We start from the raw sequence: 21784 nt of genomic DNA on the forward strand, positions 1-21784 counted from the left end.
TCCCGGGTGGTGCCCGGCCGGCCCCACCCCCGCATCCGCGTTGCGGCGCCCGCCGCCGCGCGGGAAGGTCGACACAGAGCACGTCCCTCAGGAGGCCAGTGATGCCCATCGCCACGGTGAACCCGGCGAACGGCGAGACGCTCAAGACGTACGACGCCCTCGGCGAGGAGGAGATCGAGCGCAGGCTCGCCACCGCCGACGCCACGTTCCGCACGTACCGGACGACCTCCTTCGAGGAGCGGGCCCGGCTGCTGCACCGGGCCGCCGACCTGCTGGAGGAGGACCGGGACGACGTCGGGCGCACGATCACCACCGAGATGGGCAAGCCGATCACGCAGGCCCGCGCGGAGGCCGACAAGTGCGCCAAGGCCATGCGCTGGTACGCCGACCACGCCGCGGAACTCCTCGCCGACGAGGATCCCACCGGGCACGACGTCGAGGACTCCGGGGGCAGCCGGGCCTACGTCCGCTACCGGCCGCTCGGTCCGGTGCTCGCGGTGATGCCGTGGAACTTCCCGCTGTGGCAGGTGGTGCGGTTCGCCGCGCCCGCGCTGATGGCGGGCAACGTGGGCCTGCTCAAGCACGCCTCGAACGTGCCGCAGACCGCGCTGTACCTGGAGGACCTGTTCCTGCGGGCGGGCTTCCCCGAGGGCTGTTTCCAGACGCTGCTGATCGGCTCCGCCGCGGTGGAGGGCATCCTGCGCGACCCGCGGGTGAAGGCCGCCACGCTCACCGGCAGCGCACCGGCGGGCCGCTCGGTCGCCTCGGTCGCCTCGGACGAGATCAAGAAGACGGTGCTGGAGCTGGGCGGCAGCGACCCGTTCGTGGTGATGCCGTCGGCGGACATCGGCCGGGCCGCCGAGGTCGCGGTGACGGCGCGCACGCAGAACGCCGGGCAGTCGTGCATCGCGGCCAAGCGGTTCATCGTGCACCAGGACGTGTACGACGCCTTCACGGAACGCTTCGTGGCGGGCATGAAGGCACTGCGGGTCGGCGACCCGACGGACGAGGAGACCCAGGTCGGGCCGCTCTGCGGCGAGCGGAACCGGGACGACCTGGCGGAGCTGGTCGACGACGCGGTCGAGCACGGCGCGACGGTGCTGTGCGGCGGCGAACGTCCCGACGGGCCCGGCTGGTACTACCCGCCGACCGTCCTCGCCGACGTCACCCCCGAGATGCGGATCCACCAGGAGGAGTCCTTCGGTCCGGTCGCCACGCTGCACCGGGTCGCCGACCTGGACGAGGCGATCGAGGCCGCCAACGACACGCCGTTCGGGCTGAGTTCCAACGTGTGGACGCGCGAGGAGGCGGAGGTCGAGCGGTTCGTCCGCGACCTGGAGGCCGGCGGGGTGTACGTGAACGGGATGACGGCGTCCCACCCGGCGCTCCCGTTCGGCGGGGTCAAGCGGTCCGGGTACGGGCGCGAGCTGTCCGGACACGGGATCCGCGAGTTCTGCAACATCACCACCGTGTGGCACGGGGCGTGAGCGTCCCGCGACTACCATCCCCCCTGTGAACCGCGAAGTGACCCTGCCTCTGATCGTCGACGACCGCGGCACGTTGCAGGTGGCGGCCGCCGACGTCAGCAAGCTGCTGCGTACGGTGGGCGGCCGGTGGCTGCACCTGGTGGAGGCCGGACAGGACGGGCTCGACGAGGACACGGTGGCGGCCCTCACCATCGAGCTGGCCAAGCTGGCCGACCGGATCGACGTGGCCTGCATCGCCCACAGCAGCGGGGCCGCGTCCGGGTGACCGGGCGCGGCCGCGCCGCCTCAGGCGCCGTCCCGGTCCAGCTCCCACAGCGTGTCCCAGAACATCGCCTCGTAGGTCTGCAGCAGCCGCCCGTGACGGTGCACGAGGGCCTCGTCCACCCGCCCGGCGTCCAGCGCCGCCCGGACGGCCTCGCGGGCCAGCCGCTCCAGCTCGGGCGCGGGAGCGGCGAAGAAGTCGAAGAACCCGCAGGCCTCGTCCGGGAGGCCGTAGTGGCGGCGCAGCGCCCCGGCGACGGTCGCGCAGTAGCCGCCCCAGGCCGAGAAGTTGGCGTGCAGGGCGAGCACCACGTCGGCCGGTGACCCGTTCAGGGCGAGCCAGGCGACGTACGCCGGATAGGCCTGGCAGCCCGGGAGCGGCTCGTACCCCGCCCGGCGTGCCTCGTCCACGCCGCACGCCCCGGCGAACGCCCCCAGCCGCTCCCCCGCCAGCTCCTCGCCGCGCGCCAGCGCCGTGAAGAAGGGCTCGCTCGCCGGTTCCGCCGCGGCCGAGAGCTCGGCCAGACGGAGGAACGCACGGCGGTCCGCCGCGATCACCAGGTTCTGTTCGAGCGCCAGTGCGGCCAGCGTCCCGCGCCGGGCCGCGCCCCGGGCGATCAGCGGCACCAGCCGGTTGGCGCGGGGGTCGGGGGCGAGGTCACGGGTGACCCTCTCCAGCAGTTGCCCGGCCGTCCGTGTCATCGCGTACTCCCTCGTGTCGTGTCCGGCTGCCCCGCTGTTCCTGTCGTCTTGTCACTCTCCCGCCCGCAGGCCCGCTCCGGCCGTGTTTTCGCCGGTCCGGAGTAGTCCGGCGCGACCCGCACGCCTCCCGGGGTGATCGTGGAAGGCACCACCATCCGCCCGGGGGCGTCAGCGTCCCCGGATGGCGAAAGCAGGCGTTCCCCATGGCGACTTTGTGCAGACCGGCGGTCTCCGTCCCGGAACACGTGATCACGATGGAGGAGACACTGCAGCTGGCGCGCACCCGGCACCCCGACCACCCGCAACTGCCGCTGGCGCTGCGGTTGATCCAGAACACCGGCGTCCGCACCCGGCACATCGTGCAGCCCATCGAGGAGACCCTCAGGCACCCGGGCTTCGAGATACGGAACAAGCTCTACGAGTCCGAGGCGAAGGCGCGCGTCCCGGAGGTCGTACGGCGGGCGCTGGACGACGCGGAGACGCTCACCACGGACATCGACGTCATCATCTACGTCTCCTGCACCGGGTTCATGATGCCCTCGCTGACGGCCTGGCTGATCAACGCGATGGACTTCAGCAGCGACACCCGGCAGATCCCCATCGCCCAGCTCGGGTGCGCCGCGGGCGGCGCGGCCATCAACCGGGCGCACGACTTCTGCACCGCCTATCCCGAGAAGAACGCCCTCATCGTGGCCTGCGAGTTCTGCTCGCTGTGCTACCAGCCCACCGACCTGGGCGTCGGTTCCCTGCTGTCCAACGGTCTGTTCGGCGACGGGGTCGCGGCCGCGGTCGTCCGGGGACGGGGCGGGACCGGCGTCAGCCTGGAGCGCAACGGCTCGTACCTGATCCCGAAGACCGAAGAGTGGATCATGTACGACGTCCGCGCCACCGGCTTCCACTTCCTGCTGGACAAGCGGGTGCCGGCCACCATGGAACCCCTCGCCCCGGCGCTCCACGGTCTCGCCAGGCAGCACGGCTGGAACGCCTCCGAGCTGGACTTCTACATCGTCCACGCGGGCGGTCCGCGCATCCTGGACGACCTCAGCAAGTTCCTGCACGTCCCGCACTCGGCCTTCCGCTTCAGCCGGGCGACGCTCACCGAGTACGGGAACATCGCCAGCGCCGTCGTCCTGGACGCGCTGCGCCGGCTCTTCGACGAGGGCGGCGCCGGGCACGCGGCGCGCGGACTCCTCGCCGGGTTCGGCCCCGGCATCACCGCGGAGATGGCCCTGGGCCGCTGGCAGCACACGACATGAGAGACGAAGGTGGCATGCCGACATGACGACGCGCGAGACAAGTGCAGAGACGGCGCCGGTGCCCCCGGTACGGCACTGGCCCGCCCTCAATCTGACCGGGGTGGACTTCGACCCCGTCCTGACCGAGCTGATGGACGAGGGCCCGGTCACCCGCATCCAGCTGCCCAACGGCGAGGGCTGGGCCTGGCTGGTGACGCGCTACGACGACGTACGGCTGGTGACGAACGACCCCCGGTTCAGCCGCGCGGCGGTGGTGGGCCGTCAGGTCACCCGGCTGGCTCCGCACTTCATCCCGCAGCCGGGCGCGATGAGCTTCGCCGACAAGCCCGACCACGCCCGGCTGCGCAGGGCCATCGCCCCCGCCATCACGGCCAGGGGCGTGGAGCGGCTGCGCGCGGGCGCCCGGGAGACGCTCGGCCGGATGGTCGACGAACTGATCGCGGACGGGCCGCCCGCCGACCTGATCGAACGGGTCCTCGAACCCTTTCCGATCGCCGTCATCTGCGAGCTGATGGGCGTCCCGGCCGCCGACCGGGACCTGATGCACGACTGGACCCAGGGCATCCTGTCCTCCTCGCGCGGCGCGGCCGCCAGCGAGCAGGCCAAGCGGGACATGGAGGAGTACTTCGCCAAGCTCATCGCCGAGCGGGCGGACCCCCGAGGCGCGGACGGCGCGGACGGCGAGGGCCGCGAGGACATCGTGTCCCTGCTCGGCGCGGCGGTGGGCCGCGGCGACATCACCGAGGACGAGGCGATGGCGATCGCCGGGCCGGTGCAGATCGGCGGCGAGGCCGTCACCAACAACGTCGGACAGATGTTCTACATCCTGTGCACCCGTCCCCGGCTGATGGAGCGGCTGCGCGAGGAGCCGGGCCTGCGCCCGCAGGCCCTGGACGAGCTGCTGCGCTACATCCCGCACCGCAACGCCGTCGGGCTCTCCCGCATCGCGACCCAGGACGTGGTGATCCGGGGCGTACGCATCCGCGAGGGCGACCCGGTCTACGTCTCCTACCTCGCCGCCAACCGCGACCCGGAGGTCTTCCCGGACCCGGAGCGGATCGACTTCGACCGCGCCCCCAACCCGCACCTGGCCTTCGGGAACGGCGCCCACTACTGCGCGGGCGCCGTGCTGGCCCGGCTGGAGGCGGAGCTGCTGGTGGACACGCTCGTCGACCGGCTGCCCGGGCTGCGGCTCGCCGTCCCGCCCGAGGAGGTGCCGTGGCGGCGGGGCGCACTGATCCGCGGGCCCGAGGCCCTGCCCGTCACCTGGTGACCGCTCTCCTCCCGCCCGAGGGACTGCTCGTGCCGCCGGGCCACGGCCGTACGGTGCGCACGCCCGCGCAGGACGTGACGTTCAAGGTGACCGGCACGCACTCGCGCATGGCGTCCAGCTTCGAGGTGGTCGTCCCGCCCGGCTTCGACGTGGGCGCCCATGTGCACACGCGCAGCGAGGAGCTGTTCTACGTGCTCGAGGGCGAGCTGGACGTGCTCGCCTTCGAGCCCCGCGTGCGGACTCCGGACGGCTGGCAGCGCTGGGAGTCGCGGTCGGGCAACCGGGTGGTGCGGGCGGTCCCGGGCACCGTGATCGCGGTCCCGCCGGGCTGCCCGCACGCGTTCGCGAACCCCACCGACACCCCCGCGAAGATGTTCTTCCTGGCCTCCCCGCCACCGGACCACGAGCGGTACTTCGAGGAACTGCTGGAGATCCTCGACGCCGGCGGCCCACCGGAGCGCGCGGCGATCCGGGACCTGCGGGCGCGGTACGACACCGAACAGCTCACCCCGCTCCGGTACCGCTGACCGCGTAGCCCCGCGGAAGGGCCGGCGGACCGGGGGTCACCGGATCGGCATGCCCGCCAGCGTCCGGGCGATCACCAGCCGCTGGATCTCGCTCGTCCCCTCGAAGATCGTGTAGATGGCGGCGTCCCGGTGCATCCGCTCCACCGGGTACTCCCGCGTGTACCCGTTGCCGCCGAGGATCTGGATCGCCTGCGCGGTCACCTTCTTGGCGGTCTCGCTGGCGAACAGCTTCGACATGGAGCCCTCGGCGGCGGTGAACGGCCTGCCGTTGACCGCCATCCAGGAGGCGCGCCACACCAGCAGCCGCGCCGCGTCGACGGCCGTGCGCATGTCGGCGAGCTGGAAGGCGACGCCCTGGTTGTCGATGATCGGCCGCCCGAACTGCTCACGGGTCCGCGCGTAGTCCAGGGCGACCTCGTACGCGGCCCGGGCGGTGCCCACCGCCATCGCGCCGACCGCCGGGCGGGATGCCTCGAAGGTCGCCATCGCGGCGTTCTTCAGCCTCTCACCGCCTTTTTCGGCCTTTTCCCGGGCCCGGGCGAGCCGCTCGTCCAGCTTCTCCTTGCCGCCCAGCAGACAGGAACCGGGCACGCGGACGCCGTCGAGGACCACCTCGGCGGTGTGCGAGGCGCGGATCCCGTGCTTCCTGAACTTCTGGCCCTGGCTGAGACCCGGTGTGCCCGGCGGGACGATGAAGGAGGCGTGGCCCTTGGAGCCGAGCTCCGGGTCGACGACCGCGACCACCACGTGCACGTCCGCGATGCCGCCGTTGGTCGCCCAGGTCTTCGTGCCGTCGAGCACCCACTCGTCCCTGGCCTCGTCGTACACGGCGCGGGTGCGCATGGAGGCCACGTCGGAGCCGGCGTCGGGCTCGGAGGAGCAGAAGGCCGCGACCTTGACGTCGTTCACGTCGCCGTACATCTGCGGGACCCAGGTGCCGATCTGCTCCTCGGTGCCGTTGGCGAGGACGCCCACGGCGGCGAGGCCGGTGCCGACGATGGAGAGGGCGATACCGGCGTCGCCCCAGAACAGCTCCTCCATCGCCATGGGAATGCCGAGGCCGGTGGGGTCGAAGTACTGCTGTGCATAGAAGTCCAGGGAGTAGATGCCGACCTTGGCGGCCTCCTGGATGACCGGCCAGGGGGTCTCCTCGCGCTCGTCCCACTCGGCGGCCGCGGGGCGGATCACACCGGCCGCGAACCCGTGGAGCCAGTCCCGGACCTCCTTCTGCTCCTCGCTCAGCTCCATGGTGAATCCGGCCATGTCCCCTCCAGCACTGCACAGCGGTGTTACCTGTAGTAACCGGAGTCTGTTACCGCCCGGTAGTAAAAGTCAACCGTCCATGCCGCCTCGTCAGCTCGTTCGATCGAAGGAGGCCCATGAGTGTTAGTTTGCGCAGGCATCACCGATTCAGCACGGGTGGGGGAGAGACGCATGGACACCACGCAGCGGGCCGAACAGGAACGGTCCGCCGACCGCCGTCGGCGCGAGCTGCTGGAGGCCGCCGACAGAGTGGTGCTCCGCGACGGCCCGGGGGCCTCGATGAACGCGATCGCCGCCGAGGCGGGCATCACCAAGCCGATCCTCTACCGGCACTTCGGCGACAAGGGCGGGCTGTACGCGGCCCTCGCCCAGCGCCACACGGACGCCCTCCTCGGCTCGCTGCGGGCCGCGCTGGACGCCCCGGCGGAGCGCCGCGAGCGGGTCGAGCAGACGCTCGACACCTATCTGGCTGCCATCGAGGCACGACCTCAGGTGTACCGCTTTCTGATGCATCCCGCGGAGGCGGGCCAGCAGGGCGACCAGGGCTTCGACGTCGGCAGGCACTCCGCTCCCCTGCTGCGCCGCATGGGCGAGGAGCTGGGCAAGGTCATAGAGGAACGGCTCGACCTCGGCCCGGACACCGCGCGGCTCGCCCGGGTCTGGGGGCACGGCATCGTCGGCATGATGCACGCGGCCGGCGACTGGTGGCTCGGGGAACGCCCCTGCTCACGCGCGGAGCTGGTGCGCAGCCTCGCCGATCTGCTGTGGGGACGGCTGGCGGCGGCGGGCGACCGGCTCGGCGGCCCCGGCTTCTGACGTACGGCCGCTCCGGGCGCACGGCCGCCCACGACCGCTCCGGGCGCACGGCCGCTCCGGGCGCACGGCCGCCCACGACCGCTCCGGGCGCACGGCCGCTCCGGGCGCACGGCCGCCCACGACCGCTGCGGGCATACGGCCGCCCACGACCGCTCCGGCGCTCAGCGGCTCGGCACACGGCGGCCGCGGCGGCCGGGGCGCACGGCGGCCGGGGCGCACGGCGCGTACGGCGCTCAGGACCGCCGTCCGGCGCGGTCCTGACGCGCCGTCAGCCGCCCGGCCCGCGACTCCGGGACGACCGCGCGGCCCGCCGCAGCACCCGCCGTCTGCGCCAGCCGGTGAGGCGGTCCACGTACAGCAGCCCGTCCAGGTGGTCGCACTCGTGCTGCAGGCACCGCGCGAAGAAGCCGGTGCCGCGCACCCGCACCGGGTCGCCGTCCAGGGTGACGCCCTCCACGACCGCCTCGTCGTGGCGTTCGGTGCCCGCCTCCAGGCCCGGCAGCGACAGGCAGCCCTCCGGACCGCGCAGCACCACGCCGTCCTTCTCCACGAGCCGCGGGTTGACCACGTGCCCGAGGTGCCGGACGTCCTCGTCGTCCGGGCAGTCGTAGACGAACACCCGGCGCGGGTCGCCCACCTGGCTCGCGGCGAGACCCACCCCGCGGGCCGCGTACATGGTGGCGAACAGGTCCTCCACGAGTTGTGCCAGATCAGGGCCGAAGTCCACCACTTCTTCACACGGCGTGTGCAGAACGGGGTCCCCGAGGAGGGTGAGAGGCCGTACGCGCCCCTTGGCGCCGGGGATCGAACCGTGTCGCATGGCCGCAAGAGTACGGTCCTCGGGGTCACCGGCCGCCGCGGAGGTGGCCGGGATTCGGGTGTGCGAGTGGATCTCGATAGGCTGAGGCCCGCACCACGTGGCCGAACAGGTTCAGGCGCGGCGCGCACGCAAGGAGGATCGAGAACTGATGGCAGGCAACTCGGACCCGCTCACGCCGCGGGCCAAGCTGGCCGTGACGGCGGGCAAGGCGGTCGCGGCGGCATCGCGCGCCGCGGGTCGCGGCAGCGGGTCGGTGATCGGCGGCAAGGTGGCGCTGCGGCTCGACCCCGACCTCCTCGCCCGGCTCGCCCAGAACCTGGACTGTGTCCTCGTCTCGGCGACCAACGGCAAGACCACGACCACCCGGCTGATCGCGGAGGCGCTGCGGGCCGCGGGCCCGGTCGTCTCCAACGCGCTCGGCGCCAACATGCCCGCGGGCATCACCTCGGCGCTGGCGGGCGGCTCGGACGCCAGGTTCGCCGTCATAGAGGTCGACGAGAAGTACCTCGCCGGGGTGGCCCGGGACACCGACCCCAAGTGCATCGCCCTGCTCAACCTCTCCCGCGACCAGCTCGACCGGGCCGCCGAGACCCGCATGCTCGCGGAGAACTGGCGCGAGGGCCTCGCCGGCTCGAAGGCCGTGATCGTGGCCAACTGCGACGACCCGCTGGTGGTCTGGGCCGCGTCCTCCTCCCCCAACGTGATCTGGGTCGCGGCGGGGCAGATGTGGAAGGACGACGCCTGGTCCTGCCCGTCCTGCGGCGGTGTGATGCAGCGCCCCGGCAACGACTGGTTCTGCAACGAGTGCGGCTTCCGCCGGCCCAACCCCAGCTGGGCGCTCTCCGGCGACCACGTCCTCGACCCGCACGGCTCGGCCTGGCCGATCAGCCTCCAGCTCCCGGGCCGCGCGAACAAGGCCAACGCCGCCTCCTCGGCCGCCGTCGCCGCCGTCTTCGGAGTGCCGCCGCAGGTCGCCCTGGAGCGCATGTACCAGGTACAGGCGGTGGCCGGCCGCTACGACGTGGTGCGGTTCATGGAGCGCGACCTCCGGCTGCTGCTCGCCAAGAACCCGGCCGGCTGGCTGGAGACGTTCTCGCTGATCGACCCGCCGCCGGCCCCGGTGATCCTGTCGGTGAACGCGCGCGCCGCGGACGGCACCGACACCTCCTGGCTGTGGGACGTCGACTACACGCGGCTGACCGGTCACCCGATCTTCGTCGTCGGCGACCGCAAGCTGGACCTCGCGGTGCGCCTGGAGGTGGCCAACCAGCACTTCCAGGTCTGCGACGACGTCGACCAGGCCGTGCAGATGTGCCCGCCGGGCCGGATCGAGGTCATCGCGAACTACACCGCGTTCCAGGACCTGCGCCGCCGCGTCGGCAACTGAACACAAGACCTCAGGGGACTTTTGTGAGCGACAACCAACTGCGGGTCGTCTGGGTCTACCCGGACCTGCTCAGCACCTACGGCGACCAGGGCAACGTGCTCGTCGTCGAGCGCCGCGCCCGCCAGCGCGGCCTGGACGTGGCCCGGCTGGACGTGCGCAGCGACCAGCCGATTCCGACCTCGGGCGACATCTACCTGATAGGGGGCGGCGAGGACCGGCCGCAGCGGCTCGCGGCCGAGCGGCTGCGCCGCGACGGCCAGCTCTACCGGGCCGTGGAGAACGGCGCCATCGTGTTCTCGGTCTGCGCCGGCTACCAGATCCTCGGCCACGAGTTCATCAACGACCTGGGCCAGCGCGAGCCGGGTCTCGGGCTGCTGGACATCACCACCACCCGCGGCGAGGGCGCGCGCTGCGTCGGCGACGTGCTGGCCGACATCGACCCGCGGCTCGGGCTGCCGCCGCTGACCGGGTTCGAGAACCACCAGGGCGTCACGCACCTCGGCCCCACCGCGCGTCCGCTGGCGCGGGTGCGCATCGGCAACGGCAACGGCACGGGCGACGGCACGGAGGGCGCGTTCAACGACACCGTCTTCGGCACGTACATGCACGGGCCGGTGCTCGCCCGCAACCCGCTCATCGCGGACCTGCTGCTGAAGCTCGCGCTCGACGTCAACGCGCTGCCGCCGGTGGACGACCGCTGGTACGAGGCGCTGCGCGAGGAGCGGATCTCGGCCGCCGAACAGCCCGCCTGAAACAGGGGTCGCTCAAGTGTGCGGGGGTGTCCGGAAGGCGGACGCTCCATACGGCCGGGCCCCCGCACGCCGGTAGGGTGACGGGGTCCCGCCGGACAGTGACGTCCGGCTACCGGCCCTTTGTGGAGAAGGTATCTCGGGCTATGCGCATTGGTGTCCTCACCTCCGGTGGCGACTGCCCCGGGCTGAACGCCGTCATCCGGTCCGTCGTGCACCGTTCCGTCGTCGACCACGGTGACGAGGTCATCGGCTTCCGGGACGGCTGGAAGGGTCTCCTGGAGTGCGACTACCTCAAGCTCGACCTCGACGCGGTGAGCGGCATCCTCGCTCGCGGCGGCACGATCCTCGGTTCCTCCCGGGTCCGTCCCGAGCACCTGCGGGACGGCGTGGAGCGGGCCCGGGAACACCTTGAGCAGCTCGGCCTCGACGCGGTCGTCCCGATCGGCGGTGAGGGCACCCTCAAGGCGGCACGGCTGCTGGCGGACCACGGTCTGCCGATCGTCGGCGTGCCGAAGACCATCGACAACGACATCGCGGTGACGGACGTCACCTTCGGCTTCGACACGGCCGTGGGCGTGGCGACCGAGGCGCTGGACCGGCTCAAGACCACCGCCGAGTCCCACCAGCGCGTCCTCATCGTGGAGGTGATGGGCCGGCACACCGGCTGGATCGCCCTGCACTCCGGGATGGCGGCCGGCGCGCACGCCGTCGTCGTGCCCGAGCGCCCCTTCGACATCAAGGAGCTGACCGCCCGGGTCGGCGAGCGGTTCGAGCAGGGCAAGCGGTTCGCGATCGTGGTGGCCGCCGAGGGCGCCAAGCCCCGGCCCGGCACCATGGAGTTCGACGAGGGCGGCAAGGACGTCTACGGCCACGAGCGCTTCGCCGGGGTCGCCCGCCAGCTCTCCGTCGAGCTGGAGCGGCGCCTCGGCAAGGAGGCCCGCCCGGTGATCCTCGGGCACGTCCAGCGCGGCGGCACCCCGACCGCGTACGACCGCGTCCTCGCGACCCGCTTCGGCTGGCACGCGGTGGAGGCCGTGCACCGGGGCGAGTTCGGCATGATGACCGCGCTGCGCGGCACCGACATCGTGATGGTGCCGCTGGCGCAGGCCGTGGAGACCCTGAAGACCGTCCCCGAGGACCGGTACACGGAGGCGGAGTGCGTGCTGTGACGCGCCGCGCGGTCGCCGTCTGACGACCGGCGCGCCGTACCGCCCCCCGGTGCCGGGCGCCCAGGGGGGCGGTTCTACTCTGGTGCGGACGGACAAGCACAACCCGCACGAATCAGGAGCCGTGGGATGGATCACAGCGGGCACGGCATGTCGACGGACCTGCCGCCGTTCACGCTGGCGCGGGGGCTCGCGTGGTCGCCGGACTGGTTTTTCCTCATCGGCTGCCTGGTGGTGCTCGCCCTGTACGGGTGGGGGGTCGCCCGGCTGGTCCGGCGCGGTGACAAGTGGCCGGTCAACCGCACGGTGTGGTTCGCCGTCGGGGTGCTGCTCGTCCTGCTGATGATGTGCACCGGGCTGAACGACTACGGCATGGTCATGTTCAGCGTGCACATGGTGCAGCACATGGTGATCAGCATGCTGGCGCCGATCCTGCTGCTGCTCGGCGCCCCGATCACGCTGGCGCTGCGGGCGACGCCGACCGCGGGACGGGGCCGCAAGGGGCCGCGCGAGCTGCTGCTGAAGCTGCTGCACAGCCGGTACATGCGGGTCATCACGCATCCCGCCTTCACGATCCCGATGTTCATCGCGAGCCTGTACGGGCTGTACTTCACCCCGCTGTTCGACTTCCTGATGGGGTCGCGGCCGGGACACATCGTGATGATGCTCCACTTCCTCGTCGTCGGCCTGACGTTCTTCTGGCCGATCATGGGCGTCGACCCGGGACCGCACCGCCAGGGCTACCTGATGCGGATGCTGGAGCTGTTCGCGGGCATGCCGTTCCACGCGTTCTTCGGCATCGCGCTGATGATGGGGTCCACGGCGATGGTCGAGACGTACCGGAACCCGCCGGCCTCGCTGGGCATCGACGCGCTCTCCGACCAGAGCGCGGCCGGCGGCATCGCCTGGGCGTTCAGTGAGGTGCCGTCCGTGCTGGTGCTGCTCGCGCTGCTCTTCCAGTGGTACCGCTCCGAGCAGCGGCAGGCGAAGCGCAAGGACCGGGCCGCCGAGCGCGACGGGGACAAGGAGCTGGAGGCGTACAACGCCTACCTGGCCTCGCTCAACGCCCGTGGGCACTGACACCCGCCTTCCCGCTCTCCCCTCGGCTCACCCCCGGCTCCCCCTCGGTTCACCTGGGCTTTCCCCGCGAGACGCCGCCACGGAACGTCGTGATCCGTGTCCCGGCGCCGAACCGGGGCACCATGGAGACAGATCACCTAGTCCGAGGAGGGTGTCGCGATGCCCGGTTCCACGAAGACGATGGGTGTGCTGACCGTGGGTGGGCTGGTCGTGGTGACGGCCTACACGGTGGCGCTCGGTTCCAGCGGCTGGCTCTGGTTCGGCTGGGTCGTTCTCGGCCTCATCACCCTCGGCATGGTGGTGTCGCGCGGCGTCTGAGCCACCGCTCCCTCACTCGCGGGGCAGCAGGCCCCCCGAGTGGACGCCCGGCTGGTACTTGGGCAGCCGGGCGGTGATCTTCATGCCCGCCCCGACCGCGGTCTCGATCACGAGGCCGTGGTCGTCGCCGTACACCTGGCGGAGCCGCTCGTCGACATTGCTCAGGCCGATGCCGCCCGAGGGGCCCGCCTCGCCCGCGAGGATGCGGCGCAGCAGGGCGGGGTCCATTCCGGCGCCGTCGTCCTCGATGACGACGAGCGCCTCGGCGCCCGCGTCCCGTGCGGTGATGCCGATGTGCGCCTTGTCGGTCCTGCCCTCCAGACCGTGCTTGACGGCGTTCTCGACGAGCGGCTGCAGACAGAGGAAGGGCAGGGCGACCGGCAGCACCTCGGGGGCGATCTGCAGGGTGACGGAGAGGCGGTCGCCGAAGCGGGCCCGGACCAGCGCCAGGTAGTGGTCGATGGCGTGCAGTTCGTCGGCGAGGGTGGTGAAGTCGCCGTGCCGGCGGAACGAGTAGCGGGTGAAGTCGGCGAACTCCAGCAGCAGCTCGCGGGCCCGCTCCGGGTCGGTGCGCACGAACGACGCGATCACGGCGAGCGAGTTGAAGATGAAGTGCGGGGAGATCTGCGCGCGCAGGGCCCTGATCTCGGCCTCGATGAGCCGGGTGCGGGAGCGGTCGAGGTCGGCCAGTTCGAGCTGGACGGAGACCCAGCGGGCGACCTCCCCGGCGGCCCGGACCAGGACGGCCGACTCGCCGGGCGCGCAGGCCACGAGCGCGCCGTGGACGCGGTCGTCGACGGTCAGGGGCGCGACGACGGCCCAGCGCAGCGGGCAGTCCGGCACCTCGCAGGTCAGCCGGAACGCCTCGCCGCGGCCGGTCTCCACGGGGCCCGCGAGCCGTTCCACGATCTGGGCGCGGTGGTGCTCCCCCACGCCGTCCCAGGCGAGGACCGACTCGTGGTCGGTGAGGAGCAGCGCGTCCGTGCCGAGCAGGGTGCGCAGCCGCCGCGCCGACTTGCGGGCGGTCTCCTCGGTGAGGCCCGCGCGCAGCGGCGGCGCGGCGAGCGAGGCGGTGTGCAGGGTCTCGAAGGTGGCGTGCTCGACGGGGGTGCCGAGACCGGCGAGGCTGCGGGTCCGGGCGGCGCGCCGCCCCAGCCGGTAACCGGCGGCCAGCAGCGGCAGGGCGGCCACGCACAGCCCCGCGACGAAGGCGCTGATCTCCCCCGCGCTCACGCGTCCCCCACCCTCCGCCAGGCGTCCGCCCGCGCGTCGATCTCGGGGACGGCGCCGCGCACCTGCCCGCCCACCAGCTCCTCCGGCAGGTGGAAGCGGGCCAGGATCGCGGACGTCCCGGGCGGCACCTTCCCCGGCGTCGCCAGTGACACCAGCACCATCGTCAGGAACGACAGGGGCACCGACCACAGCGCGGGCCAGGCGAGCAGCGCGTGCAGGCCGCCGGCCTGCCCGTCGGTGGGCCGGCCCACCATCGTCGCCGCCACCGCGACCAGCGCCGATCCCCCGCCGACGAGCATGCCGGCGGCCGCGCCGGGCGGGGTGAGCCGCCGCCACCAGATGCCGAGGACGAGCAGCGGGCAGAACGAGGACGCGGACACGGCGAAGGCGAGGCCCACCGCGTCGGCCACGGGCAGCCCGCCCACCAGCGCGCCCGCCGCGAGCGGCACGGCCATCGCGAGGACGGTGCCGAGCCGGAAGTGGCGCACACCGCGGGAGGGCAGCACGTCCTGGGTGAGGACGCCGGCCACGGCCATGGTCAGCCCGGACGCGGTGGACAGGAACGCGGCGAACGCACCACCCGCGACGAGCGCGCCCAGCAGGTCGCCGCCGAGCCCGCCGATCATGCGGTCCGGCAGGAGCAGGACGGCCGCGTCGGCGTCGCCGGTGAGCGCGAGTTCCGGGGCGTACAGGCGGCCGAGCGCGCCGTAGACGGGCGGGAGCAGGTAGAAGGCGCCGATCAGGCCGAGGACGACGACGGTGGTGCGGCGGGCGGCGACGCCGTGGGGGCTGGTGTAGAAGCGGACGACGACGTGGGGCAGGCCCATGGTGCCGAGGAAGGTGGCGACGATCAGCCCGTACGTGGCGTACAGCGGGCGTTGCTCGCGGCTCGCGGTGAGCGAGTCCGACATGCCGTCGTCGGCACCCCGGTCCGCGACGGGTACGGGGTCGCCCTGGGCGAAGACCAGCTCGGTGCCGCCCTGGACGCGGTGCGGGCCGGCGGGCAGGCGGACGGGCTCGCCCCGGTACCGGTCACCGTCGACCGTGCCGGTCACGGTCACGTCCAGCGGGCGCTCCAGCCTGAGGTCGAGGGTCTCGTCGACGCGGACGGCGCGCTGCTCGCGGAAGGCGGCCGGTTCGTCGAGGAGGCGGCGGTCGGCGCCGTCGTGCTGCCAGGCGAGGACCAGGAAGAGGGCGGGCACGAGCAGGGCGGTCAGCTTGAGCCAGTACTGGAATGCCTGGACGAAGGTGATGCTGCGCATGCCGCCCGCGGCGACCGTCGCGACCACCACGACCGCGACGATGACCCCGCCGAGCCAGTCGGGCGCGCCGGTGAGCACGGAGAGCGTCAGGCCCGCTCCCTGGAGCTGCGGCATCAGGTACAGCCAGCCGACCCCGACCACGAAGGCCCCCGCGAGCCGCCGCACCGCCTGGGAGGCGAGCCGGGCCTCGGCGAAGTCGGGCAGCGTGTACGCCCCGGAGCGGCGCAGCGGGGCGGCGACGAACAGCAGCAGCACGAGGTAGCCCGCGGTGTAGCCGACCGGGTACCAGAGCATGTCGGGGCCCTGGACGAGGACGAGTCCGGCGATGCCGAGGAAGGAGGCGGCGGACAGGTACTCGCCGCTGATCGCCGTCGCGTTCAGCCGGGGGCCGACGGTGCGGGAGGCGACGTAGAAGTCGGACGTCGTACGGGACATGCGCAGGCCGAAGGCGCCGACGAGGACGGTGGCGACGACGACGAGGGCGACGGCGGGCACGGCGTAGCCGGAGTTCACGGTCGGTGTCACCCGCCCTCAGCGGTCCTCGACGAGGCGCACGAAGTCGTGCTCGTTGCGCTCGGCGCGGCGGACGTACCAGCGGGCGAGGAGGACCAGCGGGACGTAGAGGCCGAAGCCGAGCACCGTCCACTGCAGGCGGCCGTCCGCGGCCGCCGCGAAGACCAGCGGGAGCGGGCCGACCAGCAGGAGGAGCACCCCGCCCACGGTGAGGGCGGCGCGCAGCTGGCTGCGCATGAGGGAGCGGACGTAGGTGTGGCCGAGGGTGGTCAGCTCGTCGATCTCGGTGCGGGGGCGGTAGTAGCCGGAGGTGCGCCGGACGGTGCGCGGCGGGGCGGTGACGACGACACGGCGTTCGGCGGGGTCCTGGGGCACCGTCACGGCCTCCGCATCAGCAGGTCGCGCAGTTCGCGCGCGTGCCGGCGGCTGACCTGCAGCTCGACCGCGCCGACCAGCACGCTCACCGTGCCGGCGTCCAGTCTCAGCTCGGCGATGTGGCGCAGGGCGACGAGGTGGCGGCGGTGGATGCGCACGAAGCCGCGGGCCCGCCAGCGCTCCTCCAGCGTGGACAGCGGGATGCGCACCAGGTGGCTGCCCTGGGTGGTGTGCAGGCGCGCGTAGTCGCCCTGGGCCTCGGCGTGGGTGATGTCGTCGACGGGGACGAACCGGGTCACGCCGCCGAGCTCGACGGGGATGTGGTCCGGGTCGGGTTCGTGCACGGGGATCAGGGGGGTGGTGTCCCGGCGTTCGGCGGCCCGGCGCACGGCCTCGGCGAGGCGCTCCTTGCGCACCGGCTTGAGCACGTAGTCGACGGCCTTGAGGTCGAAGGCCTGGACGGCGAAGTCCTCGTGGGCGGTGACGAACACGACGAGCGGCGGTGCGGCGAAGCCGGTGAGCAGCCGTGCGAGGTCGAGGCCGTCGAGGCCGGGCATCTGGATGTCGAGGAAGACCACGTCGATCGCCTCGGGTCCGCCGGGGCCGGACTCCAGGGCCCGGTTGATGCGGCGCAGCGCCTCGGTGGCATCACCGGCGCCCTCCGCGCTGCCGACGCGCGGGTCCGCGTTCAGCAGGTAGAGGAGTTCCTCCAGCGAGGGGCGTTCGTCGTCGACGGCGAGGGCGCGCAGCATGAACGTGGAGTGTAGGAGCAATTCGTACGTCTGGACATCTGTACGGGGTGGGTGTCCCCGCTGGATACAGTGCGGACATGGACAGCAGGCCGGCGCCGTTCGACGATCTCGACCGGGCCATCGTGACCGCTCTGATGGCGAACGCCCGGAGCAGCTTCGCCGAGATCGGCGCGGCGGTCGGGCTGTCGGCGACGGCCGTGAAGCGGCGCGTGGACCGGCTGCGCGAGACCGGTGTGATCACCGGGTTCTCGGCCACGGTGCGGCCCTCGGCGCTGGGCTGGCGCACGGAGGCGTACGTGGAGGTGTACTGCGAGGGCGCGGCGCCGCCCCGGCGCCTCGCGGAGGTGGTGCGCAACCATCCGGAGATCGTCGCCGCGATGACGGTGACCGGGGGCGCGGACGCGCTGCTGCACGTACGGGCGCGGGACGTGCAGCACTTCGAGGAGGTGCTGGAGCGCATCCGTACGGAGCCGTTCATCCGTAAGACGGTCAGCTGCATGGTCCTGTCCCATCTGCTGCCGGAGAGCCCGGAGGCGGGTGCCAGCCGGCCGGGGCCCGGGGCGGACGACGCAGCGAATCCGCGCTGAGACGGCGGACGACGCAGCTTTCCTGCACGAGCGCGCAGCTTTCGTCACTTGTCGCCCGTCCATGACGCTTCCTACCGTGGTGTCCACCATCGTCACTCGCAGGAAGCGGAGGGAACCCTCTGTGTCCGAGAGCCGTGTGCCGAGCAGGCGGCGCTACCTCGTCTGCGAACCCCGGCACTTCGCCGTGAGCTATGCGATCAATCCCTGGATGCACCCCGACCGGCCCGTCGACGTCGATCTCGCCCGCGGCCAGTGGGCGGAGCTGATCCGCGCCTACCGCGCCCACGGCCACGACGTGGACACCGTGGAGCCGGTCGCGGACCTGCCCGACATGGTCTTCGCGGCCAACTCCGCACTGGTGCTGGAAGGCCGTGTCTTCGGCTCCCTCTTCCACGCGCCCGAACGGCGCCCCGAGTCCCTCGCCTACGAGACCTGGTTCAAGGAGGCCGGCTACACCGTGCACCGGCCGGAGTCGGTGTGCGAGGGCGAGGGCGACCTGGTCCCGGCCGGCCGCTGGGTCCTGGCCGGCACCGGCTTCCGTACGACCCGGGAGGCGCACCGCGAGGTGCAGGAGTTCTTCGGCGTCCCGGTGATCAGCCTCCAGCTGGTCGACCCGTGGTTCTACCACCTGGACACGGCGCTGTTCGTGCTCGACGAGCCGGACGGCGGGAACCACGCCAACATCGCCTACTACCCGGAGGCCTTCTCGCCGGGCAGCCGTGAGGTGCTCGCCCGGCTGTACCCGGACGCGGTGCTCGCGACGCGCGAGGACGCGCTGGCGTTCGGGCTGAACTCGGTGTCCGACGGCCGCCACGTCTTCATCTCGTCGGGCGCTGAGGAGCTGGCCGCGCGGCTGGCCGCCCGCGGTTACCTTCCCGTCCCCGTCGACCTGTCGGAGTTCCACAAGGCCGGCGGTGGCATCAAGTGCTGCACTCAGGAGATCCGCTGATGACCGCACCCGCACGTGCACACACGTCCGCCGAGCTGATCCGCGCCGAGGAACCGGTCCTCGCGCACACCTACCATCCGCTGCCCGTGGTGATCGCGCGGGCCGAGGGCGCCTGGGTGGAGGACGTCGAGGGGCGCCGCTACCTGGACATGCTGGCGGGCTACTCGGCCCTGAACTTCGGTCACCGGCACCCGGCGCTGATCGAGGCCGCGCACCGCCAGCTGGACCGGCTCACCCTCACGTCACGCGCGTTCCACAACGACCGTCTCGCCGGGTTCGCGGAGGGCCTGGCCGCGCTGACGGGCCTGGACATGGTGCTGCCGATGAACACCGGCGCCGAGGCCGTGGAGAGCGCCGTGAAGGTGGCCCGCAAGTGGGCGTACGAGGTGAAGGGCGTCCCCGACGGCCGGGCGACGGTCGTGGTGGCCGAGAACAACTTCCACGGCCGTACGACGACGATCGTCGGCTTCTCCACGGACCCGGTGGCCCGCGGGGGCTTCGGCCCGTTCACGCCGGGCTTCCGCGTCGTCCCGTACAACGACCTGGCCGCGCTGGAGCGGGCCGTCGACGACACGACGGCGGCCGTGCTGATCGAGCCGGTGCAGGGCGAGGCGGGCGTGATCGTGCCCGACGACGGCTATCTGCGGGGCGTGCGCGAGCTCACCCGCCGGGCCGGCTGCCTGTTCGTCGCGGACGAGATCCAGTCGGGCCTCGGCCGCACCGGCCGCACCCTGGCCGTCGAGCACGAGGGCGTCCTGCCCGACCTGGTGCTGCTGGGCAAGGCCCTGGGCGGCGGCATCGTCCCGGTGTCGGCGGTGGTGGGGCGCCGGGACGTGCTGGGGGTGCTGCGGCCGGGCGAGCACGGGTCGACGTTCGGCGGCAACCCGCTGGCCGCGGCGGTCGGGGCGGCGGTCGTGGACCTGCTGGAGACGGGCGAGTTCCAGCGGCGCGCCACCGAACTGGGCGTCGTCCTGCGCGAGGGCCTCGAGGCGCTGGTGGGCAAGGGTGTCGTGGGCTTCCGGGCGCGCGGGCTGTGGGCGGGCGTCGACGTGGACCCCGCGCTCGGGACGGGACGCACGATCGGCGAGCGTCTGCTGCACGAGGGTGTCCTGGTGAAGGACACCCATGGCGCCACCATCCGGCTGGCCCCGCCGCTCACCGTGACCGCGGACGAACTGGGTGACGCGCTGCAGGCGTTGGGGAAGGTGCTGGGACGGGAGGGCTGAACCGGCCGGGCGACGGCCGGGCCGGCTCGGGGCGGGGGTCCGGCCCCGGGGAGCGGCGCAGTGCGTAGGTCCCGCCCAGCGGAGCGAACTGTTCGATGATGCAGGCCGCCGCCGCGGCGGCGCTCGCCGCGTCGTCCACCTGCCGGACGATGAACTGGCAGTCGTCGGCCCCGGTGGAGAACGCGTGGTCGTTGACGGTTCGCTCCACGGCACGCATGTACAGGCCGGCGGCTCCGGGTTGGGCCGTGTCCGCTCCGTTGCGGAACGAGCGGGGGTCTCCGACGAGGAAGTGCGGGCCGACGAGCACGACGGTGGAGGGGTTGAACAGGTTGACGAGGGTGGCGATCCCCCGTCCCAGCGCCTCTCCCGCACGGTCGAACACCGTGTGCAGCACGCCGCCCGGAGCGATCGGGTCCGCGTCCTCGGCCGCGGCGTCGGGCCCGCCGTGGAGCCCCTCCTGAGCGAGCGTCCTGGCCAGGGCATATGGGGCTGTCATGCTCTCCAGACAGCCATGGCTCTGGCAACGGCACTTGACCTGCGCGGTGTCGCTGTCGGCCGCCACGGGAATGTGACCCAGCTCCCCGGCCATGCCGCGAGCCCCGCGGAACACCCGTCCGTTCAGCACGAGCGACGACCCGACGCCTCCGTCGGTGATCAGGACGACGGCCGCGCTCTCGTCGTCGATGCCGCCGAGGAACCGCTCGCGGACGGCGAGGGAGTTGGCGTCGTTCTCCAGGACCACGGGCACGTCGACGCGCTGCTGCACCAGGGCGGCGAGCGGGAAGCGGCGCCAGCCCGCGTTCGGCGAGTTCACGATCGTGCCGCGGTGCACATGTCCGCCGACCGCCATGCCCACCCCGATCAGGTGCTCCCGTTCGGGCAGCAGGGTCTCCCGCAGTTCGTCTATCAGGTCGAGGACGCTCGCCAGTACGTGGCCCTGGTCGAGGTCGCCCAGCGGTACGCGGACCGGTCCGTGGGAGAGACGGCCGAGCATGTCGGTGACGACGCCGATCAGCCGGTTCGCGCCGTCCGCGTCGTCGGAGACGACGGTGATGCCGATGGCGCGCTGGTGCAGCACCCCGCTCCGGACGGTGTGCGGCGGGCCGAGGCGCTCGGACCGAGCCGGCTCGTACGGCCGGCTCTCCCCGGCGGCACCTTCCTTCCGCCGCTCCTCCGGCAGCCGTGTCCCCTTCAGCCGCTCGTCCCGCAGCCGTGCGTCCGCCGTCCCGTCCTCCTCGATCAGTTCGTCGAGGGTCGGCACGTGCCCGCCGGTCGCGATCTCCCGCTCGCCGCGCTCGATGCTGTGGCGGATGCGCGAGAGGTTGCGCTCCACGAGCTGCTCCACCCACTGCAGGGTGACGGGGACGAGAAGGGCGACGGCCTCGCCGCCGTGGGTGACCACCAGCGCCTCACGCGCCGCGGCGGCTTCCTCGATGCGCGCTCCGGACAGCCCCCGGATCGTCACCCGCGTCGGAGCCCGGCGTCCCGCGGGCCGCGGAGCCTCGGCCACCAGGTCGTCCAGCGCCACGGAACCGCCGGCCAGGGCGTCCCGTTGTCCTTCTCTGGTGTTCTGCAGGATGCGGGTGAGGTTCTGGTCGACCAGTCGCTCCACCGTCGCCTGCTTCAGGGGCATCAGGACCCCCGCGAGTACGCGTCCGTTGGTGATGCCCAGCACCTCGCCACACTCGGCGGCGGCTTTGATCACATCGCCGGACACCTCTCGGATGCCGATGGTCTTCATGGGTTCTCCTGCCCCGGGCCGGGAACGCCGCGCGCGCA

At 72.7% G+C, this 21784-nt stretch carries 22 protein-coding genes; 14 read left to right on the forward strand and 8 right to left on the reverse strand.

The features are described 5' to 3' along the window. The first annotated feature begins 101 nt into the window (after nucleotides 1-101). A complete protein-coding gene (locus IEZ04_RS26965) occupies nucleotides 102-1487 on the forward strand; it encodes an NADP-dependent succinic semialdehyde dehydrogenase (protein ID WP_189219570.1) in 1386 nt (461 codons plus the stop codon). Nucleotides 1488-1512: 25 nt separating this feature from the next. After that, nucleotides 1513-1752 carry a DUF6213 family protein gene (locus IEZ04_RS26970; RefSeq protein WP_189219571.1) on the forward strand — a complete coding sequence of 80 codons (240 nt, stop codon included), beginning with the start codon at nucleotides 1513-1515 and terminating at the stop codon, nucleotides 1750-1752. Nucleotides 1753-1772: 20 nt separating this feature from the next. Here IEZ04_RS26970 and IEZ04_RS26975 read toward each other — a convergent pair whose 3' ends face one another. Then, nucleotides 1773-2450 carry a thiaminase II/PqqC family protein gene (locus IEZ04_RS26975; RefSeq protein ID WP_189219572.1) on the reverse strand — a complete coding sequence of 226 codons (678 nt, stop codon included), beginning with the start codon at nucleotides 2448-2450 and terminating at the stop codon, nucleotides 1773-1775. Nucleotides 2451-2653: 203 nt separating this feature from the next. On the opposite strand from IEZ04_RS26975, the gene IEZ04_RS26980 reads away from it, so the two are divergent. The 3 genes from IEZ04_RS26980 to IEZ04_RS26990 are packed head-to-tail and all read left to right on the forward strand — an operon-like array spanning nucleotide 2654 to nucleotide 5506. Further along, nucleotides 2654-3706 carry a type III polyketide synthase gene (locus IEZ04_RS26980; protein WP_189219573.1) on the forward strand — a complete coding sequence of 351 codons (1053 nt, stop codon included), beginning with the start codon at nucleotides 2654-2656 and terminating at the stop codon, nucleotides 3704-3706. A gap of 22 nt (nucleotides 3707-3728) precedes the next feature. After that, nucleotides 3729-4979 (forward strand): cytochrome P450, encoded by a 1251-nt coding sequence (locus IEZ04_RS26985; RefSeq protein WP_189219574.1) that lies wholly within the window; start codon nucleotides 3729-3731, stop codon nucleotides 4977-4979. Continuing rightward, on the forward strand, nucleotides 4976-5506 hold the full coding sequence (locus IEZ04_RS26990) for a cupin domain-containing protein (RefSeq protein WP_229821303.1): 531 nt from the start codon (nucleotides 4976-4978) through the stop codon (nucleotides 5504-5506). The genes IEZ04_RS26985 and IEZ04_RS26990 overlap by 4 nt, the downstream gene beginning before the upstream one ends. A gap of 36 nt (nucleotides 5507-5542) precedes the next feature. Here the strand turns inward: IEZ04_RS26990 and IEZ04_RS26995 are convergent, their stop codons facing one another. Beyond that, nucleotides 5543-6769, reverse strand: coding sequence for an acyl-CoA dehydrogenase family protein (locus IEZ04_RS26995; protein ID WP_189219575.1), 1227 nt, complete (start codon nucleotides 6767-6769; stop codon nucleotides 5543-5545). Between the two features lie 171 nt (nucleotides 6770-6940). On the opposite strand from IEZ04_RS26995, the gene IEZ04_RS27000 reads away from it, so the two are divergent. Next, complete coding sequence (locus IEZ04_RS27000; protein WP_189219576.1) at nucleotides 6941-7585, forward strand: TetR/AcrR family transcriptional regulator; 645 nt, start codon at nucleotides 6941-6943, stop codon at nucleotides 7583-7585. Nucleotides 7586-7853: 268 nt separating this feature from the next. Here IEZ04_RS27000 and def read toward each other — a convergent pair whose 3' ends face one another. Beyond that, complete coding sequence (def, locus tag IEZ04_RS27005) at nucleotides 7854-8405, reverse strand: peptide deformylase (RefSeq protein WP_189219577.1); 552 nt, start codon at nucleotides 8403-8405, stop codon at nucleotides 7854-7856. 148 nt (nucleotides 8406-8553) lie between these two features. Between def and IEZ04_RS27010 the strand changes: the two genes are divergently transcribed. The 5 genes from IEZ04_RS27010 to IEZ04_RS27030 all read left to right on the forward strand — a co-directional run bounded on the left by IEZ04_RS27010 (nucleotide 8554) and on the right by IEZ04_RS27030 (nucleotide 13108). Continuing rightward, on the forward strand, nucleotides 8554-9792 hold the full coding sequence (locus IEZ04_RS27010; RefSeq protein WP_189219578.1) for a MurT ligase domain-containing protein: 1239 nt from the start codon (nucleotides 8554-8556) through the stop codon (nucleotides 9790-9792). Between the two features lie 23 nt (nucleotides 9793-9815). Further along, on the forward strand, nucleotides 9816-10544 hold the full coding sequence (locus IEZ04_RS27015; RefSeq protein ID WP_189219579.1) for a type 1 glutamine amidotransferase: 729 nt from the start codon (nucleotides 9816-9818) through the stop codon (nucleotides 10542-10544). Between the two features lie 143 nt (nucleotides 10545-10687). Further along, nucleotides 10688-11713 carry a 6-phosphofructokinase gene (locus IEZ04_RS27020; protein ID WP_189219580.1) on the forward strand — a complete coding sequence of 342 codons (1026 nt, stop codon included), beginning with the start codon at nucleotides 10688-10690 and terminating at the stop codon, nucleotides 11711-11713. Between the two features lie 126 nt (nucleotides 11714-11839). Further along, the gene (locus tag IEZ04_RS27025) at nucleotides 11840-12790 is read left to right on the forward strand and encodes a cytochrome c oxidase assembly protein (RefSeq protein WP_189219581.1); all 951 of its coding nucleotides are present in this window, start codon (nucleotides 11840-11842) and stop codon (nucleotides 12788-12790) included. Nucleotides 12791-12949: 159 nt separating this feature from the next. Beyond that, nucleotides 12950-13108, forward strand: a complete 159-nt coding sequence (locus IEZ04_RS27030) for a hypothetical protein (RefSeq protein ID WP_189219582.1) — start codon at nucleotides 12950-12952, stop codon at nucleotides 13106-13108. A gap of 12 nt (nucleotides 13109-13120) precedes the next feature. Here the strand turns inward: IEZ04_RS27030 and IEZ04_RS27035 are convergent, their stop codons facing one another. Genes IEZ04_RS27035 through IEZ04_RS27050 form a run of 4 tightly spaced genes read right to left on the reverse strand, consistent with a single transcriptional unit; the run spans nucleotide 13121 to nucleotide 17243 of the window. Continuing rightward, nucleotides 13121-14326: a sensor histidine kinase gene (locus IEZ04_RS27035; protein WP_189219702.1), complete on the reverse strand. Its 1206-nt coding sequence runs from the start codon at nucleotides 14324-14326 to the stop codon at nucleotides 13121-13123. A gap of 11 nt (nucleotides 14327-14337) precedes the next feature. Continuing rightward, nucleotides 14338-16116, reverse strand: a complete 1779-nt coding sequence (locus IEZ04_RS27040) for a sodium/solute symporter (RefSeq protein ID WP_189219703.1) — start codon at nucleotides 16114-16116, stop codon at nucleotides 14338-14340. An 18-nt stretch (nucleotides 16117-16134) separates the two neighbouring features. Beyond that, nucleotides 16135-16491, reverse strand: coding sequence for a hypothetical protein (locus IEZ04_RS27045; RefSeq protein ID WP_189219704.1), 357 nt, complete (start codon nucleotides 16489-16491; stop codon nucleotides 16135-16137). A 2-nt stretch (nucleotides 16492-16493) separates the two neighbouring features. Then, a complete protein-coding gene (locus IEZ04_RS27050) occupies nucleotides 16494-17243 on the reverse strand; it encodes a LytR/AlgR family response regulator transcription factor (RefSeq protein ID WP_189219583.1) in 750 nt (249 codons plus the stop codon). A 77-nt stretch (nucleotides 17244-17320) separates the two neighbouring features. Between IEZ04_RS27050 and IEZ04_RS27055 the strand changes: the two genes are divergently transcribed. From IEZ04_RS27055 to rocD, 3 genes are all read left to right on the forward strand, one after another. Next, entirely contained in the window at nucleotides 17321-17830 is a 510-nt protein-coding gene (locus tag IEZ04_RS27055; protein ID WP_189219584.1) for an Lrp/AsnC family transcriptional regulator, read from the forward strand. A 121-nt stretch (nucleotides 17831-17951) separates the two neighbouring features. Then, nucleotides 17952-18779 carry a dimethylargininase gene (gene ddaH, locus IEZ04_RS27060; protein ID WP_189219585.1) on the forward strand — a complete coding sequence of 276 codons (828 nt, stop codon included), beginning with the start codon at nucleotides 17952-17954 and terminating at the stop codon, nucleotides 18777-18779. Beyond that, nucleotides 18779-20005: an ornithine--oxo-acid transaminase gene (gene rocD / locus IEZ04_RS27065; RefSeq protein ID WP_189219586.1), complete on the forward strand. Its 1227-nt coding sequence runs from the start codon at nucleotides 18779-18781 to the stop codon at nucleotides 20003-20005. Before ddaH ends, rocD begins: the two co-directional genes overlap by 1 nt. Here rocD and IEZ04_RS27070 read toward each other — a convergent pair. Then, on the reverse strand, nucleotides 19935-21746 hold the full coding sequence (locus tag IEZ04_RS27070; RefSeq protein WP_189219587.1) for an ROK family protein: 1812 nt from the start codon (nucleotides 21744-21746) through the stop codon (nucleotides 19935-19937). The genes rocD and IEZ04_RS27070 overlap by 71 nt on opposite strands. Between the last annotated feature and the right edge of the window lie 38 nt (nucleotides 21747-21784).

Origin of the sequence: Streptomyces ruber (assembly GCF_014648075.1) — a bacterium.
Classification (GTDB): domain Bacteria; phylum Actinomycetota; class Actinomycetes; order Streptomycetales; family Streptomycetaceae; genus Streptomyces; species Streptomyces ruber.